The sequence below is a fragment of the Ochrobactrum sp. BTU1 genome (assembly GCA_018798825.1).
Lineage (GTDB): Bacteria > Pseudomonadota > Alphaproteobacteria > Rhizobiales > Rhizobiaceae > Brucella.
In genome coordinates this window covers 772,059-787,992 of sequence record CP076354.1, presented here as the reverse complement: position 1 = coordinate 787,992, position 15,934 = coordinate 772,059, and the positions used below count along the sequence as shown (strand labels likewise).

Here is a 15,934-nt window from a genome sequence, read left to right as displayed (position 1 = left end):
CGCAGTTTTGGTGGAAATGCTCGTAAGGAACATAAAATGCAACCCATCAAGGATATTCTGAAGACCATGGAATATGGACCTTCCCCTGAAGCAAACGGCGATGTGAAGCAGTGGCTGGAACAGCATGGCCATTCTTTCGGTCACTATATCAACGGCGCTTTCGTCAAACCGGAAGGTCGCAAAACCATTGCCGTGGCCAATCCTGCCAATGGTGACAAGCTTGCCGAGATCACACTTGGAACGCAGGAAGACGTCGATCAGGCTGTGAAAGCTGCCCGTGGTGCCTTTGGGAAATGGTCGAAGTTATCCGGCCATGAGCGTGCAAAATATCTTTATGCAATCGCCCGTCATATCCAGAAGCGCGAACGCTTCCTCTCGGTTCTGGAAACCATGGATAATGGCAAACCGCTGCGTGAAACCCGCGACATCGATATTCCGCTGGCAGTTCGTCATTTCTACCATCATGCCGGTTGGGCGGAGATGATTGAAGATGAGTTCAAGGGCTTCTCGCCGGTTGGCGTTTGTGGTCAGGTGATCCCTTGGAACTTCCCATTGTTGATGCTGGCGTGGAAGATCGCGCCGGCCTTGGCTGCTGGCAATACGGTTGTGCTGAAGCCTGCTGATCTCACACCACTGACCGCTATCGCCTTTGCAGAAATCTGCCACGAAGTTGGCCTGCCTGCCGGTGTAGTCAATATCGTGCAGGGCGACGGTACAACGGGTGCGAGCGTCTGCGGTCATGACGGCGTCGACAAGGTTGCTTTCACCGGCTCGACACAAGTGGGCCGCATCATCCGCGAACAGATTGCAGGTTCCGGCAAGAAGCTTTCGCTGGAGCTTGGCGGCAAGTCGCCCTTCATCGTATTTGAAGATGCTGATCTCGATGCCGCTGTTGAAGGTGTCGTCGATGCCATCTGGTTTAACCAGGGCGAAGTCTGCTGCGCGGGTTCACGCCTTCTGGTGCAGGAAGGTATTGCCGATCGCTTTTATGCCAAACTGAAAAAGCGGCTTGAAAGCCTGCGCGTCGGTGATCCGCTCGATAAATCCACCGATGTTGGCGCCATTGTCTCGCCTACTCAGGTGAAACGGATATCCGATCTGATCCAGAAAGGTATCGATGAAGGTGGCCAACTCTGGCAGACACCTAATCCACTGCCTGCCAAGGGCAATTACATTGCGCCCGGTTTTTTCACTGAGGTTGATCAGGCCGCAACGGTCTGCCAGGTGGAAATCTTCGGACCAATCGCCGCCGCCACAACATTCCGTACGCCAGATGAGGCTGTGGCACTCGCCAACAACACGCGTTACGGCCTTGCCGCATCCATCTGGTCGGAAAACATCAATGTTGCGCTTGATCTCGCAGCTCGCGTGAAGGCCGGTGTTGTCTGGATCAACTGCACCAATATGCTGGATGCAGGCGCAGGCTTTGGTGGCTATCGCGAAAGCGGATACGGCCGTGAAGGCGCACGCGAAGGCCTTTACGAGTATCTTGCAGCCGATTGGGAAAAGACGCTGACTTCTCCAAAGGCTGTCGAAAATTTCGCACCGTCTGCTGCGCCATCGGGTGAAGACAAGATCGTCATCGATGGCATTGACCGCACGATCAAGAACTATATTGGCGGCAAGCAGGCTCGTCCGGATGGTGGTTATAGCTATTCGGTTACAGGCAAAGGCGGCGCAGTTATCGGTCAGGCTGGCATTGGCAACCGCAAAGATATTCGCAATGCAGTTGAAGCTGCGGCTAAAGCAACAAGCTGGGGCAGCGCCACCGCCCATAACCGGGCACAGGTGCTTTATTATCTGGGTGAAAACCTCGATGCACGCCGCGACGAATTTGTGGCTCGCCTTGTTGAGAGCGCCGGCGTCAGCGAAAAGAAAGCTACCGAAGAAGTCGAAGCATCACTGCGCCGCATTTTCTATTATGCGGCACAGGCCGACAAGTTCGACGGCGCGGTACATTCCACCAAGTCGCGCCATGTGACGCTCGCCATGAACGAGCCATGGGGTGTGATGGGCATTGTTTGCCCGGATGAAGCTCCGTTTCTATCGCTGGTCTCGCTTGTGCTGCCTGCCATTGCGATGGGTAATCGCGCAGTTGTCGTGCCATCAAGCCGTCATCCACTAATTGCTGGCGATTTCTATCAGGTGCTCGACACATCGGATGTGCCGGGTGGTGTAATCAACATTGTCACCGGCGAGCGTGATGTCTTAGCCAAGACATTGGCTGAACATGATGAAGTGGCAGCCCTTTGGTACTTCGGTTCTAAGGAAGGCAGCGCGATGGTTGAAAAGGCTTCTGCTGGAAATCTCAAGGCCACATGGGTCAGCAATGGCCGCCTGCCTAACTGGAACAATACCAGCGAAGCGCAAGGTCGCGATTATTTGCGAAAAGCTGTTCAGGTCAAAAACATTTGGGTGCCATACGGTGCTTAAAAAGAAAGGCCCGGTCAATCGACCGGGCCTTTCAGTTTCAGACAATCGAGCGGTACTTTCAAAGCCGGATTACATATTCCTTGCGCGTAGTTTCAATAACGTCCCAGGTACCTTTGAAACCCGGTTGAATAACAAAACTATCGCCCGCTTTAAGCGTGCGTGCTTCACCACCCTCTTCCGTCAGAACCGAGTGGCCTGCCAAAATATGACAAAACTCCCATTCGTCATATTCTACGCGCCATTTTCCGGGTGAGCTCTCCCATATGCCTGCGAATAGCTTGCCGTCGGTACTTTCCTCGAAGTTCCACGTAAGAAACCGCGGATCGCCAGAAAGAACGCGCTCCGGCAAAGGAGCGCTTTCTTCTGGTTCCACACCACCGATATCAAAGCTGAGGAATCGGCTCATCGCATCAAACCTTGGCGAGTGCCTGTTCGATATCAGCGATAATGTCATCGGCGTCTTCAATGCCAATGGACAGACGAACAACATCAGGACCTGCGCCCGCCGCAACCTTCTGTTCGTCAGTCAGCTGACGATGCGTTGTTGATGCCGGGTGAATGACCAGCGAACGCGTGTCACCGATATTGGCCAGAAGCGAGAACAGCTCAAGGCTATCAACAAACTTGACGCCCGCTTCATAACCGCTCTTCAGACCGAAGGTGAAAACCGAGCCAGCGCCCTTCGGCGAATATTTCTGCTGCAGCGCATGATATTTGTCATGCGGCAGTCCCGCATAATTCACCCAGGACACTTTTTCGTGCCCATGCAGCCATGACGCAACCTTCAATGCGTTATCCGCGTGGCGCTGCATACGCAGTGGCAATGTTTCAACGCCTGTCAGGATCTGGAATGCATTGAACGGTGAAATGGCTGGGCCAAAATCGCGCAGACCGAGCACGCGCGCCGCAATGGCAAACGAGATATTGCCAAAGGTCTTATGCAATTCGAGCCCGGCATAGTCTGGGCGGGGTTCAGTCAGAAGCGGATAATTGCCGGACTTGGCCCAATCAAATGTGCCTGCGTCAACCAGAATGCCCCCCATCGAATTGCCATGACCGCCGATGAACTTGGTCAGCGAATGCACGACGATATCCGCGCCATGCTCAATCGGGCGCACCAGATAAGGCGATGCCAGCGTGTTATCTACGATCAGTGGCAGGCCATGCTTATGCGCGATTTCGGCAATCGCTTCGATATCGACGACGATCCCGCCCGGATTGGCAAAGCTTTCAATGAAGATTGCGCGTGTCTTGCTATCGATCTGCTTTGCGAAATCGGTCGGGTTGGTCGCATCAGCCCAACGAACCTGCCAGCCGAAAGATTTGAACGACTGACCGAACTGGTTGATCGAACCGCCGTAAAGCTGGCGCGCTGCGATGAAATTATCACCCGGCTGCAGCAGTGTATGGAAAACAAGCAGCTGTGCAGCATGACCGGAAGCCGTAGCAACAGCCGCCGTACCACCTTCAAGTGCCGCAATGCGCTCTTCCAGAACGGCTGTAGTTGGGTTTGTGATGCGCGTATAGATATTGCCAAAAGCCTGCAGGCCAAACAGAGATGCGGCATGATCTGCGTCGTTAAACACAAACGAAGTCGTCTGATAGATCGGTGTGGCCCGCGCGCCCGTGGTTGGGTCAGGCTTTGCGCCTGCGTGAACTGCGAGTGTTTCGATCCCTGGTGAGCGCTTAGACATGAGTTCCTCCTGACAGCCTATGCCAAATAATGTGTCCGGACGTTAGGCCTTGCTTGAAAGAAAGCAAAGGAGGAATTTGCTCCGAGCGACACAATTAAAGAAATTAATTCCGTGGTTTACGGTCAACCAATAAGACGCGGGTACTCGATAGCTGGACAACGATCCATCACAACCTTCATGCCAGCTTCTTCAGCCTTTTTTGCAGCCTCTTCATGCACCACATCAAGCTGTGTCCAAAGAACGGCCGGACGATGTTTTAAGGCGAGAATTTCATCCACAATACCGGGAAGTGAATAGGACGCGCGAAACACGTCCACCATATCAATCGGCTCGTTGATGTCGGCAAGCTCGGCTACGACTTGCTGCCCGTGGATGGTCTTTCCCACCTGCCCCGGATTAACGGGAATGACGTGATAGCCACGATCCAACAGAAATTTCATGACACCGTTGCTCGGCCGCTCTGGTTTTGGCGAAGCACCAAGCAAAGCAATCGTTTTGACGGACTGCAGAATATCGCGAATCTCGTTATCTGAAGACATCTGCATAACGTTCCTCCAATGCCATTGCGGCTTTTATTGTAAGCATACAGAAACACAGGCTTGCAAGACCGGCCACACTCCCCCTATTTCTTATTGCAAGGGAGAGAAGATGAACATCAGCACCGCACCATACCGGCTTGAGTCCCGTCATGAGCATTGAAGATTTGCAAACCTTCATGGGGCGCGAATTTCCGCAGCTTGGTGAAAGCTTTAAGATCGTCTCGGTCAGTGAAGGTGCTGCGATCATGCATCTTCATGCTGACAAACAACATTTACGCCCGGGCGGCACTGTATCCGGCCCTTCTCTCTGTGCTCTGGCTGATGTGGCCGCTTATGCGGCGATTTTAGGTCATATCGGGCCTGTAGCGCTGGCGGTCACGACCAACCTCAACATCAATTTTCTCCGCAAAGCCGATCCGGGCATAGTCGAAGCCGTGGCACGGATTCTCAAGCTCGGAAAGCGTTTGGCCGTTTTGGATATAAGTCTTACAAGCGCCACAACAGGTGAGCTTATTGCACACGCAACCGCGACTTATTCCATTCCACCACGATAAAAAGATACGGTATTATAATACCAATATCATAACTTATTGTTTTTATTGAGTTTTTAAAAGATTGCCGTAAAAACAGCGCTTGACGGCCTGTCAGAGTTTGTGTATCGACCCGCCCAGCACGTATGGAAGTCCGCTTTTATACGTTCTTACGGTTGGCCGTCGTCACGATTGGTACGACCAACACAAGCAACAAGAAAAGCCCGGATCGCAAGATCGGGGATTAAGTCAAGGAAGACTTCAATGGCAACTTTTTCTCAGAAGCCAGCCGAAGTGGTGAAGAAGTGGATTCTGATCGACGCAGAAGGTCTCGTCGTCGGTCGTCTCGCATCCCTCGTCGCCAATCGCCTGCGCGGTAAGCACAAAGCAACCTTCACCCCGCACGTTGACGATGGCGACAATGTCATCATCATCAATGCAGACAAGGTTGTTCTGACCGGCAAAAAGTACACCGACAAGGTTTACTACTGGCACACTGGCCATCCAGGTGGCATCAAGGAACGTACTGCTCGCCAGATTCTCGAAGGCCGTTTCCCGGAACGCGTTCTTGAAAAGGCTATCGAGCGCATGATCCCACGCGGTCCTCTTGGCCGTCGCCAGATGAAGAACCTGCGCGTTTACGCAGGTGCAGAACATCAGCATGAAGCTCAGCAGCCAGAAATTCTGGACGTAGCAGCGCTGAACCGCAAGAACAAAGGGAATGCATAATCATGGCTGAGCAGCTCAACTCGCTCGAAGAACTCGGCAGCGTAGCCGCTGAACAGGCCGCTCCGGTTCACGTTCAGAAGATCGACGCTCAGGGCCGCGCTTATGCGACCGGCAAGCGTAAAGACGCGATTGCTCGCGTTTGGGTCAAGCCAGGTTCTGGCAAGATCACAGTCAACGGCAAAGAATTTGCTGCATACTTCGCACGTCCGGTTCTGCAGATGATCCTGCAGCAGCCAATCGTTGCTTCGAACCGCGCTGGTCAGTTCGACGTTGTCGCAACTGTTGTTGGCGGCGGTCTTTCCGGTCAGGCCGGTGCTGTTCGTCACGGCATCTCCAAGGCACTCACCTACTACGAACCAGGCCTTCGCACGGTTCTCAAGAAGGGTGGCTTCCTTACTCGCGATAGCCGCGTTGTTGAACGTAAGAAGTACGGTAAGGCCAAGGCTCGCCGTTCGTTCCAGTTCTCGAAGCGTTAATACGCTTCAGGCCAGTTCTCGAAGCATTCATATTTATCGCTTTGGAATTACAGAAAAGCGGGCCTTCGGGTCCGCTTTTTTGTTTTGATGGTTGGCTAAAGCCAATCGCATTAGCCTGCCCAAGCACGAATGGCTTTACGGTTGACGTCCAACTGTTTTGCGACAGGCAGTTTGTAGTAGTCGGGTGCCATTCCAGAAACCCAATCACCATAACTCGGATTGGGCAACATGAAGAACTTTGTACCAAAGGCTTCGCGGTTAGCTGCGACGAATGCGCGGCGCTGCTGATTGCTCTTATGATAAGTCGCAGTTCCGAAATCGTTGAGATTGTCGCCGATATAGATCACGACATCAAAACCTGCTGCCTTCACAGCATCAAAGCGCGCCTGTTTGTTGGATTGACCATTATTCAGAAGCAGAGTTTTTGCCGACACACCGGGAAAGCCCAGCTTCTTGATGTTTTCTGTCGTATGTTCAAACGATCTTGTATCACGGTTTGTCACATAAATCATCGTGCCACCATGCGCGTTTACATAACGTGCAAACTCGACAGCACCGGCGAGTGGCCTTGCCTGTTCAGCAGCCATCCAGCGCGCCCAGGTCTTCTCTGTGTAAGGCAAATTATGTTGGATACGCCATCCCGCATAAGCTGAATTATCGATCATCGTCTCATCGAGATCAACGATCACGGCTTTCCTGTAACCCTTGCGAACCTTTGCCGTATCGAACGCTTTGCGCGCACTGTTAAAGGCCTGATAGGCAAGCGCCTCGTATTCGCCAGATTGTTGCATCCAGTTCACAGCACTCACATTTTGCTGCTCAAGCTGTACGCGCGCCGCACGCTGCTCGGTCACACATCCGGATAAGACCGCAGAGCAAGCAAATATAATTGAAACCGGTAGAATCACTTTTTTCATAATGTCCCTCTTCAAAAGAAGGCATTAGCTACGAGCCGTTGAGTTCCAACAATCATGGTTGTGCGGGGGCAATATCTTGTCAGGAGCGCGTCTTCGCCGCAGTTGAAAGCAATCGGCTCTGCCGTCATGAAGAAGGAAGCCCGAGATTTTTCGCCAACGGATTATGCCTATGTCCACGACCACATCTGACCGCTTCGCTCATACACCCCAACCGCCCTACTTCGTTGTTTCGTTTTCGTCGCAACGTCTGGGCGATGATGATAGCTATGGTCAAATGGCCGACCGCATGGCGGAGCTTGCTGCAAAGCAGCCCGGCTATATTGGCGTTGAGAGTGCGCGCGATGCAGAAGGTTTCGGAATCACCAATTCATTCTGGGTGGATGAAGACAGCATCCGCGCATGGAAGCGCGACGTTGATCATCTTGTGGCGCAAAAGCTTGGTCGCCAGCAGTGGTATGAAACTTATTGCGTTCGCATTGCGCGTGTAGAACGTGCTTACGGGTTTGAAGATAGAGCGCGTCGCACTTAATCGTAATCATTATGATCGCTCCATCTTTTTTGATTTTAGCATATCGTTATCGGAAAACCGGTTCCCACTTTTCCGCGACATGCTTTAAAACCGCATAAAGCAATCTCCCATTTTGCTTCGTGAAGCGCTATGAGAGTTGAGACACCATCCGGGAGCCGGCCATGCCTTCTAAGACGATTGACCATGCTTTCACCGCTCGCAGTCTGACAAGTGCTGCCACCGACCCCACCCATGCGGGTGTGCTGTCGTTTATGCGGCGTCTTTACAGTAAATCGCTGAAAGATGCTGAAGCCGTGGTCTGGGGTATTCCGTTCGATGCGGCGGTCTCTAATCGTCCGGGCGCACGGTTTGGTCCGCAGGCCATTCGGCGTGCATCGGCAATTTTCGACAATGATCCGCAATATCCATTCGAGCGCGATCTGTTCGAAGACCTTGCTGTCATCGACTACGGTGATTGCCTGCTTGATTATGGCAATCACTATAAGACACCAGCGACTATCGAGCGGGAAGCCGCAAAAATCCTCAAATCAGATGCATTTTTGCTAACGCTTGGCGGCGATCATTTCGTGACGTGGCCCCTGCTTAAAGCCCACGCGGCAAAATATGGCCCGCTGGCGCTCGTTCAGTTTGACGCACATCAGGATACGTGGTTCGACGATGGCAAACGCATCGATCACGGCTCTTTCGTCGCGCGTGCCGTTCGTGACGGGATTATCGACCCCGAACATTCGATCCAGATCGGTATTCGCACACATGCGCCGGAAGATTGCGGCATCAAGATCATTTATGGTCACGAAGTCGAGGATATGTCCGCGCAGGCAATTGCTGACGAAATTCTCAAGCGTACCGCTGGCAAGAAGACCTATCTGACTTTCGACATTGATTGCCTCGACCCGGCCTTTGCGCCAGGAACAGGCACACCTGTTGCCGGTGGCCCTTCGTCTGCAAAAATGCTTTCCGTGCTTCGTAAGCTCACTTCGCTTGATTTTGTGGGTGCGGACGTTGTTGAGGTTGCACCGGCTTATGATCATGCTGATATAACGGCAATCGCAGGTGCCACAATCGCAATGTATTATCTTGGATTGCTGGCTGAACAAAAAGCACGACGACGATAGATAAAGCTCAGAAACTGATTCAAGTGGCTGAAAAATCGATTCCGAATATTGATGTAACTTTCTGAAATCTAAAGGCAAAGCGCATGAAACCGAAAATCTTCATCGACGGCGAACACGGCACAACTGGTCTGCAAATCCGCAGCCGCCTTGCCGAGCGCGACGATCTTGAAGTTATTTCCATCCCGGAAGCCGAGCGACGCAACAAGGATTTGCGCGCCGACTATCTGCGCGCTGCCGATATCGCGATCCTCTGCCTGCCGGACGATGCTTCCAAGGAAGCTGTCACGCTGCTGGAAGGTCACAACTCGACCCGCATCATCGATACCTCGACCGCACATCGGGTACATGCCGACTGGGCCTATGGTTTTGCAGAGCTTGCAAAAGGACAGCGTGAACGGATCTCTGAGGCACGGCTCGTTGCCAATCCCGGCTGCTATCCGACGGGTGCAATCGCGCTGGTGCGCCCATTGCGCGACGCTGGCCTGCTGGCTGCGGATTATCCGATCAGCGTCAACGCGGTTTCCGGCTATACGGGTGGTGGCAAGCAAATGATCGCGCAGATGGAAGACAAGAACCATCCAGAGCATCTCGCAGCCAATAATTTTCTTTATGGCTTGTCGCTACACCACAAGCATGTGCCGGAACTTCAGTTGCATGGCCGTCTGGATCGTCGTCCGATTTTCAGCCCAAGCGTGGGCCGTTTCCCGCAGGGTATGATCGTTCAGGTTCCGCTATTTGTTACCGAGCTTGAAGGCACTCCATCGCTCAAGGATATTCATGCCGCTCTGACTGCACATTACGCCGGTCAGGATATTGTGGAAGTGGTTTCGCTTGATGAAAGCAGCAAGCTTGCGCGCGTCGATGCTGAGGAGCTTGCAGGCAAGGATGGCATGAAGCTGTTCGTGTTTGGCACGGAAGGTGACAATCAGGTCAATCTCGTGGCGCTGCTCGACAATCTCGGCAAGGGTGCTTCGGGTGCCGCTGTTCAGAACATGAACCTGATGCTTGGAAAAGCCTAATGACGGAAAGGCCGATATTCCCTGCCGAATGGAATATCGGCTCTTTTGAGCCACTGGCTGATACACATTCAAGCCTCGTCTGGAAAGTCGAACGCAACGATTATCCAGACGACGTTTTTGTTATCAAGCAGCTGAAGCCTGCAGGCATAGAAGAATTGCGTGGCGCGCATTATCTTTCATGGCGTGACGGTCACGGCGCTGCAAAGCTTTACGATCTCAAGGGCACGTCGATGCTGCTCGAATATGCGGGCAGCTATCATCTTGATCAGCACCTGAAGAACGGTAAAGACGGCGAGTGCCTGACAGTTTTCGGTGAGGGTCTGGCTGCACTGCATCAGCCTTCTCCCGCTGCCGTTCCCACTGATCTGCAGCCTTTGGATAAGCATTTCGCAGGTCTGTTTGCAGTCGCCAATGAAAGCCCGGTCTATGCGGAAGCCGCATCCCTTGCCCAACGCCTTCTGTCATCGCCACATAGCGTCATTCCGCTGCATGGTGATATTCACCACGAGAACGTCATTTTTGGGCCGCGCGGGTGGCTGGTGATCGATCCACATGGATTGATAGGTGATGCAGCATTCGATGCCGCCAATATCTTCTACAATCCGCTTGATCGCGATGATCTGTGCCTTGATCTTCAACGCGCAAAGCACATGGCCGAGCATTTCGCGCCAATCCTCAAATGCGATCCAGCCTATGTTCTGGATTATGCTTTTGCTTATGGCTGCCTTTCGGCGGCGTGGCACCGTGAAGACGGCAATGATGCCGATGAAGCGCGGGAGCTGAAAATAGCCTCCGCGCTACGAAGCCTGCGCCTGATGGCTTAGGGTCAGGACCCATTCATAATAGGCCCGAAGCCTATCCCTCGTAAGCGCCCTTCGTTGCGCGCCAATGTGCCACAGCAAAGGCCAGCACCATCAGCGCAACAAACTGGTGTGTGAGACCGAGATCAAGAGGAACGCTCATCAGAAGTGTTGCAATGCCGATGGCTGCCTGTACCAGTATCAGACCCAGCAGAACGATGGTCCGGCGCGCATGGGTGGTTGCAGCTGCGTCTTTCCAGACCTGCACAGCATGAAGCACAGCCAGAACCAGCACCGTATAGGCAAACATCCGGTGAACGAACTGCACGGTCTTTGGATTTTCAAACAGGTTACGCCACCAAGGCGATTGTATGAACAGATCTGACGGAATGATCGCGCCGTCCATCAATGGCCAGGTGTTATAAGTCAGACCGGCATGAAGACCGGCAACCAGACCGCCAAGATAAATCTGTATCAGCACCGCAAATACCAGCCAGCCAGCGAAACGCTGGATAGACCGTTCCGCCGGGCGTTCGGTATATTTCACTAAACCGCGGGCGATGTAGAACACTGCCGTTATGATGACGCAGGCTGTGGTCAGATGGATCGCCAGGCGATACTGGCTGACGCTTGTGCGCTCGCTCAGGCCCGATGCAACCATCCACCAGCCGATTCCGCCCTGAAAACCGCCCAATGCGAGCAGTCCGAGCATACGATATTTCAGTGTCGTGCTAAGACGGCCCGTAAGCCAGAAGAACGCAAGCGGCACGGCTACCAGAAAGCCCACGAAGCGGGCCAGCATACGATGTGCCCATTCCCACCAGAAGATGAACTGAAACTCTTCGAGGGCCATGCCCTTGTTAATCTGCTGATATTGCGGAATCTGGCGGTATTTATCGAATTCTTCCAGCCATTCTGCATGATTGAGTGGCGGAATAACGCCATGGATTGGCTTCCACTCGGTAATCGACAGTCCTGAGCCTGTCATGCGGGTGGCGCCGCCGACCATGACAATGGCGATCAGAACGACAAAAACCGCATAGAGCCAATACCGGATCAACCGACGATTTGTATCATCGCGGGATCTTGTTGCACCCTGCCCTTCATGTCGAACGGAAACTGCCGCCATGCCATCTCTTCCTTCAATATTTAGTCAGGGATACATGCCGCATAGGCGAAGCGGTTACAAGACAGGTTCACGCGACATGCCGACGCGTTTTCGCTTCCTTTGCGCGTGCTCACGAGCTAGTGAAGACAGGACAGAGGAGAAAGACATGCCCGTTCGGCTGAAAAAACTCATTGGCACGTTTCTGCTGGTAGCCCTTGTGATTATCTATGCAGTTTTTGCAACGATCATCGCTGTAGCCCAGCTCGCCAATTCACCGGCGTGGGTACATCTGCTCTACTTCCTTCTCACAGGTCTTTTATGGGTTTTACCAGCCATGGGTATTATCTGGTGGATGGCACAACCTCCGCGCCAAAAACGTCACTGATTATTTTGCGGGGGCGGGTCGAACGTGACTGACAAGGCAACAGTTAGCCTGACACCGCGGCTCATCACCGATTATGAGCAGTTGCGCGATATCTGGTCAAAACAGGATGCCGTCCACGGGAATGCTCAAAGTTTTGACTGGATCGACTGCTGGCGCAGGCAAGTTAATGCGGATAGCTTTGTAGCGGGTCTTTTTGCTGGCAACGAGCCCATCATGCTATTGCCATTGGAAGCCCTAAGAATGAATGGCGCACGTGTTCTGCGCTATCCCGGTGGAAGCCACGCGAATTGCAATTTCCCATGGCTTGACGGTCAGGTTGATTACAAATCAATCGAAAATCTTGTGACAGCTATACGCAAAGCGCGCCCAGACGTGGATGTGCTTTCACTGACGCGGCAGCTACCCTCCTTATCCGGGCGCGATAATCCGTTGCTACAGACTAAGAGCGCAGAGAACCCTAATCCGGTTCTTGCGGCATCTATCGCTTGCGGCTTTGAAAGCGTGCTGGAGCGCAGCAACGCCAAGCGTAAACTTAAAAAACATCGTCAGCATGGTCGGCGCTATGAAGAAGCTGGCGGATGGCGGATTTATAGGCCTGAATCTCGTCTGCAATCTGAGCAGGCGCTCGACGCATTCTTTGCACTCAAAGCCCACCGTTTTAAACAAATGGGAATAAGCGACCCTTTTGCAGAGGCAGACATTCAGGCCTTCTTCAAACAGCTGTATAGCCATGCTGCAGAACAACAATCTCCAAATTTCGAACTTCAGGTTCTGGAGGTGAACGGCAAAATCCGTTCGCTTATTGGCAAGAGCATCACGAAAGCCGGGCCAACCGTCGAGTTCAGCGCCATTGCCGATGATGAATTGATGACCGCCAGCCCCGGCGAGTTTTTGTTCTACGAAGATATCAAGAAAAACTGCGAGAGCGGACGAGACATCTATAGTTTCGGTATCGGCGATGAGCCCTATAAGCGGGAATGGTGCGATATCCAGTCCAGCATCTACGACACCATCATTCCGTTGACTGCAAAAGGCAAAGCATTCACTGTATTGCAATCAGCAAGAAGCAAGATGGTTGCTGCAATCAAGGGCAATCCGCGCCTATGGCAATTAGCCAAGACTATGCGGAGCAAATTGGCCCGACGCTGAGATTTCAAGATAAGCGCTTCCCGATCTGATTCAGTTGAAAGCGCTATCTCATTGATCGGGAATCGAAATCAGGCTGTCGGCCGTGGCGTTTCAGAACTGGAAGCAGCCGCAGCATGGGCCGGATTATCCATCAGAATGATGACGTCTTCATAGCCACCCTGATCCATATCAAGGGCTGCCATAACGACAGTGTTGTCGTCAGGATCGACAATATTCATGATAACCAATGCCGGACCATCTGCGATACGGCGTATCTGACGTGAGGTCGAAGGACCACATTCGACAACGACGAAATCATAAACCGTTTCCAGCGCGTCAAGAATATACGGCAGACGATCAACCGAACGCATTGCGCTTTCCGGCTCAACTTTACCAAGCGGCATTACATGCGCCTGAGAATAGTGGTCGGTGTGAATGACGTCATTGAAGCGGCGTTCTCCCGCGAGAAGCTCTGTAATGCCGGCACGGTTGCCGCCATCCAGCATTGTCCGCCCCAACGTACCATAGGCAGTCATATCGATCAGAATGGCACGCTTGCCACGATCCGCCAGCTCGCGCAGCAACCGAACAGTGCCCGCGGAAGCCGTATCGCCTTCTGGCGAAACCGCAATAACGCGCTTCAATTTGTTCGCCACGAGCCTATCGGCAACCGCTTTCACACCATTCGGGTTTTCCGGAACGGCTGGAGCATTCTGGTCGATTTCGACCAAAGCTTCCGTCATGAATGGCGATGTCCAATGCCGGACCGGCCTGTGAGCGCCTTCTAGTTCATTTTCCGAAGGCGGAACAAAAGCCATATCGGTCGCAGCCTCAATGACCGGCATTTCAATTTCTTCGACCGAAGCAATGCGCCTTCCATCCGCAGTTACAAATGCCCGACCGCTGAACAGCTCACGTAGCAATACGAAGATTGAAAGAATGAGAAGTCCGGCAACAAAGGTTGCGCTGACGATAGGCAAAATCTTCGGATAATAAGGAACGGCAGGTGCATCGGCACGCGAGAAGATGCGCGCATCGGCAGGAACATAATTGCGATCCGTTCGCGAGGCAGCTTCGCGATAACGCGTCAGATAAGTTTCCAGAAGCTGACGCTGAGCCGCGGCTTCACGCTCAAGAGCCCGCAACTCCACTTCCTGCGCACCAGCCTGTGCGGCCTGTGCTTTGACACGGTTAAGCTCGCGGTTAAGCTCATCTTCGCGAAGTTTCGCCGCGTTCTCCTCATTATTGAGGCTCGCAAGCAATTTGCGCCCTTCCGCATTAATCTGACGATCCAGATCGGCAAGCTGCGAACGCAGAGCCTTAATACGCGGATGACCTTCAAGCAGCGTCACCGATAGATCAGCAATTTGCGCGTTGAGTTCAATGCGACGTTCAGCAAGGCGCTGCATCATGCCTGACGCAACCACATCGGGCAGCGTATCAACCGGCGCACCCGAAGCGAGTGCCTGACGGACGCTCTCGGCACGAGCTTCCGAAGCGGCACGATTGGCGCGCAGACGCGTAAGTTCGGTTGTAACTTCTGTGAGCTGCTGGGCGGCGATGGTGGTGTTCGTCTGTCCGGTCAGAAGTCCTTGGGCCGCACGATAATCAGCGACTTTCTTTTCTGAATCGCGAACCTTACCGCGCAGATCCTCGATTTCAGGCGCAAGCCAGCCGGTAGCATCGTCATTGGATTGAAGTTTTGCAGCACCTTGAAGCGCGATATATGCGTCTGCAACCGCATTTGCGATATCAGCTGCTTCCTGCGCACTGGCAGACGTATATTGAACCACGATCACGCGTGAACCGGCAACATTGAAGACTTGCAGGTTTTGACGCAGAATCTGCAACACACGCTCTTCCGGCGTCAGATTTTCTGGGTTGTTACGCATCCCAAGAAGAATCAAGACACGCGTCCAAGGCCTTATATTCGTTGAGGTAAATGCCTCGTTTTGGGTAAGCTTGAGCCTGTCTGCGACCTGCTTCAAAAGATCGCCAGAGATTAGAACCTCGACCTGACTTTTAACGCCTTCGGGGTCCATGACCGGACGTTCAGTCGTAGCTTCACCATTGGGGCGCGTAAAAACGGACTCGCGCGATTCAATCAGAATGCGCGTTTCTGCACGATAGTCCGGAGTGATAAGCAGACAAATAATCCACGCCAGCACAGCCATGATGGCTGCACCACTGATAATCAAAAGCCAATTGCGGCGCAGGCTCGCAAAGAGCGCACCGATATCAATATCTGCGTCTTTCGACAGGCTATCGACTTCAGTCATTCCGACACTCCGCGAGACAACGGTTCTCGAGCAACCGCCCTCACCCATACAAAGGCAAACAGCCAATTCTGTAAGGAAACGTAAACGAACAAGGTAACCAGACCGTTAAACACACGCATCGCAATGTTAATACCAAGGCTCAAATTGCTGACGCAGCACGGATCGCCGCTCGAATTAGCAGAGGACAAACGGGTTTTATTCAATACGCCCTGTATAAGCTGCCCATGTATAAAGATTTTTCATCCGAATGGCG

At 53.0% G+C, this 15,934-nt stretch carries 16 protein-coding genes; 10 read left to right on the top strand and 6 right to left on the bottom strand.

Features of this window, described 5'->3' with window-relative positions; genetic code table 11:
* The first annotated feature begins 36 nt into the window (after positions 1–36).
* Complete coding sequence (locus KMS41_03795) at positions 37–2,433, top strand: aldehyde dehydrogenase family protein (protein QWK78375.1); 2,397 nt, start codon at positions 37–39, stop codon at positions 2,431–2,433.
* Between the two features lie 58 nt (positions 2,434–2,491).
* Here KMS41_03795 and KMS41_03790 read toward each other — a convergent pair whose 3' ends face one another.
* The 3 genes from KMS41_03790 to KMS41_03780 form a co-directional block, all read right to left on the bottom strand.
* The gene (locus KMS41_03790) at positions 2,492–2,839 is read right to left on the bottom strand and encodes a cupin domain-containing protein (protein QWK78374.1); all 348 of its coding nucleotides are present in this window, start codon (positions 2,837–2,839) and stop codon (positions 2,492–2,494) included.
* A gap of 4 nt (positions 2,840–2,843) precedes the next feature.
* Positions 2,844–4,127: an O-acetylhomoserine aminocarboxypropyltransferase gene (locus KMS41_03785; protein ID QWK78373.1), complete on the bottom strand. Its 1,284-nt coding sequence runs from the start codon at positions 4,125–4,127 to the stop codon at positions 2,844–2,846.
* Between the two features lie 122 nt (positions 4,128–4,249).
* Positions 4,250–4,672 (bottom strand): CoA-binding protein, encoded by a 423-nt coding sequence (locus KMS41_03780; protein ID QWK78372.1) that lies wholly within the window; start codon positions 4,670–4,672, stop codon positions 4,250–4,252.
* 143 nt (positions 4,673–4,815) lie between these two features.
* On the opposite strand from KMS41_03780, the gene KMS41_03775 reads away from it, so the two are divergent.
* The 3 genes from KMS41_03775 (at position 4,816) to rpsI (ending at position 6,401) form a co-directional block, all read left to right on the top strand.
* Positions 4,816–5,220, top strand: a complete 405-nt coding sequence (locus KMS41_03775) for a PaaI family thioesterase (GenBank protein QWK78371.1) — start codon at positions 4,816–4,818, stop codon at positions 5,218–5,220.
* A 240-nt stretch (positions 5,221–5,460) separates the two neighbouring features.
* The gene (gene rplM, locus KMS41_03770; protein QWK78370.1) at positions 5,461–5,925 is read left to right on the top strand and encodes a 50S ribosomal protein L13; all 465 of its coding nucleotides are present in this window, start codon (positions 5,461–5,463) and stop codon (positions 5,923–5,925) included.
* Between the two features lie 2 nt (positions 5,926–5,927).
* The gene (gene rpsI / locus KMS41_03765) at positions 5,928–6,401 is read left to right on the top strand and encodes a 30S ribosomal protein S9 (GenBank protein QWK78369.1); all 474 of its coding nucleotides are present in this window, start codon (positions 5,928–5,930) and stop codon (positions 6,399–6,401) included.
* Positions 6,402–6,511: 110 nt separating this feature from the next.
* Here the strand turns inward: rpsI and KMS41_03760 are convergent, their stop codons facing one another.
* On the bottom strand, positions 6,512–7,318 hold the full coding sequence (locus tag KMS41_03760; protein QWK78368.1) for a 5'-nucleotidase, lipoprotein e(P4) family: 807 nt from the start codon (positions 7,316–7,318) through the stop codon (positions 6,512–6,514).
* A gap of 169 nt (positions 7,319–7,487) precedes the next feature.
* Here KMS41_03760 and KMS41_03755 point away from each other — a divergent pair, with 169 nt between their 5' ends.
* From KMS41_03755 to KMS41_03740, 4 genes are all read left to right on the top strand, one after another.
* Positions 7,488–7,847: an antibiotic biosynthesis monooxygenase gene (locus KMS41_03755; GenBank protein ID QWK78367.1), complete on the top strand. Its 360-nt coding sequence runs from the start codon at positions 7,488–7,490 to the stop codon at positions 7,845–7,847.
* A 161-nt stretch (positions 7,848–8,008) separates the two neighbouring features.
* Entirely contained in the window at positions 8,009–8,962 is a 954-nt protein-coding gene (gene speB / locus KMS41_03750; GenBank protein ID QWK78366.1) for an agmatinase, read from the top strand.
* Between the two features lie 83 nt (positions 8,963–9,045).
* Positions 9,046–9,981: an N-acetyl-gamma-glutamyl-phosphate reductase gene (argC, locus tag KMS41_03745; GenBank protein ID QWK78365.1), complete on the top strand. Its 936-nt coding sequence runs from the start codon at positions 9,046–9,048 to the stop codon at positions 9,979–9,981.
* Entirely contained in the window at positions 9,981–10,805 is an 825-nt protein-coding gene (locus KMS41_03740) for a phosphotransferase (GenBank protein ID QWK78364.1), read from the top strand. The genes argC and KMS41_03740 overlap by 1 nt, the downstream gene beginning before the upstream one ends.
* Positions 10,806–10,836: 31 nt before the next feature.
* Here the strand turns inward: KMS41_03740 and KMS41_03735 are convergent, their stop codons facing one another.
* Entirely contained in the window at positions 10,837–11,910 is a 1,074-nt protein-coding gene (locus KMS41_03735) for a COX15/CtaA family protein (protein ID QWK78363.1), read from the bottom strand.
* A gap of 145 nt (positions 11,911–12,055) precedes the next feature.
* Here KMS41_03735 and KMS41_03730 point away from each other — a divergent pair, with 145 nt between their 5' ends.
* Together KMS41_03730 and KMS41_03725 are read left to right on the top strand one after the other, a co-directional pair.
* Entirely contained in the window at positions 12,056–12,274 is a 219-nt protein-coding gene (locus KMS41_03730) for a DUF2842 domain-containing protein (protein QWK78362.1), read from the top strand.
* A 24-nt stretch (positions 12,275–12,298) separates the two neighbouring features.
* Entirely contained in the window at positions 12,299–13,423 is a 1,125-nt protein-coding gene (locus KMS41_03725; protein QWK78361.1) for a GNAT family N-acetyltransferase, read from the top strand.
* Positions 13,424–13,491: 68 nt separating this feature from the next.
* On the opposite strand, the gene KMS41_03720 is transcribed toward KMS41_03725, so the two are convergent.
* On the bottom strand, positions 13,492–15,681 hold the full coding sequence (locus KMS41_03720) for an exopolysaccharide transport family protein (protein ID QWK78360.1): 2,190 nt from the start codon (positions 15,679–15,681) through the stop codon (positions 13,492–13,494).
* Positions 15,682–15,934: the final 253 nt, after the last annotated feature.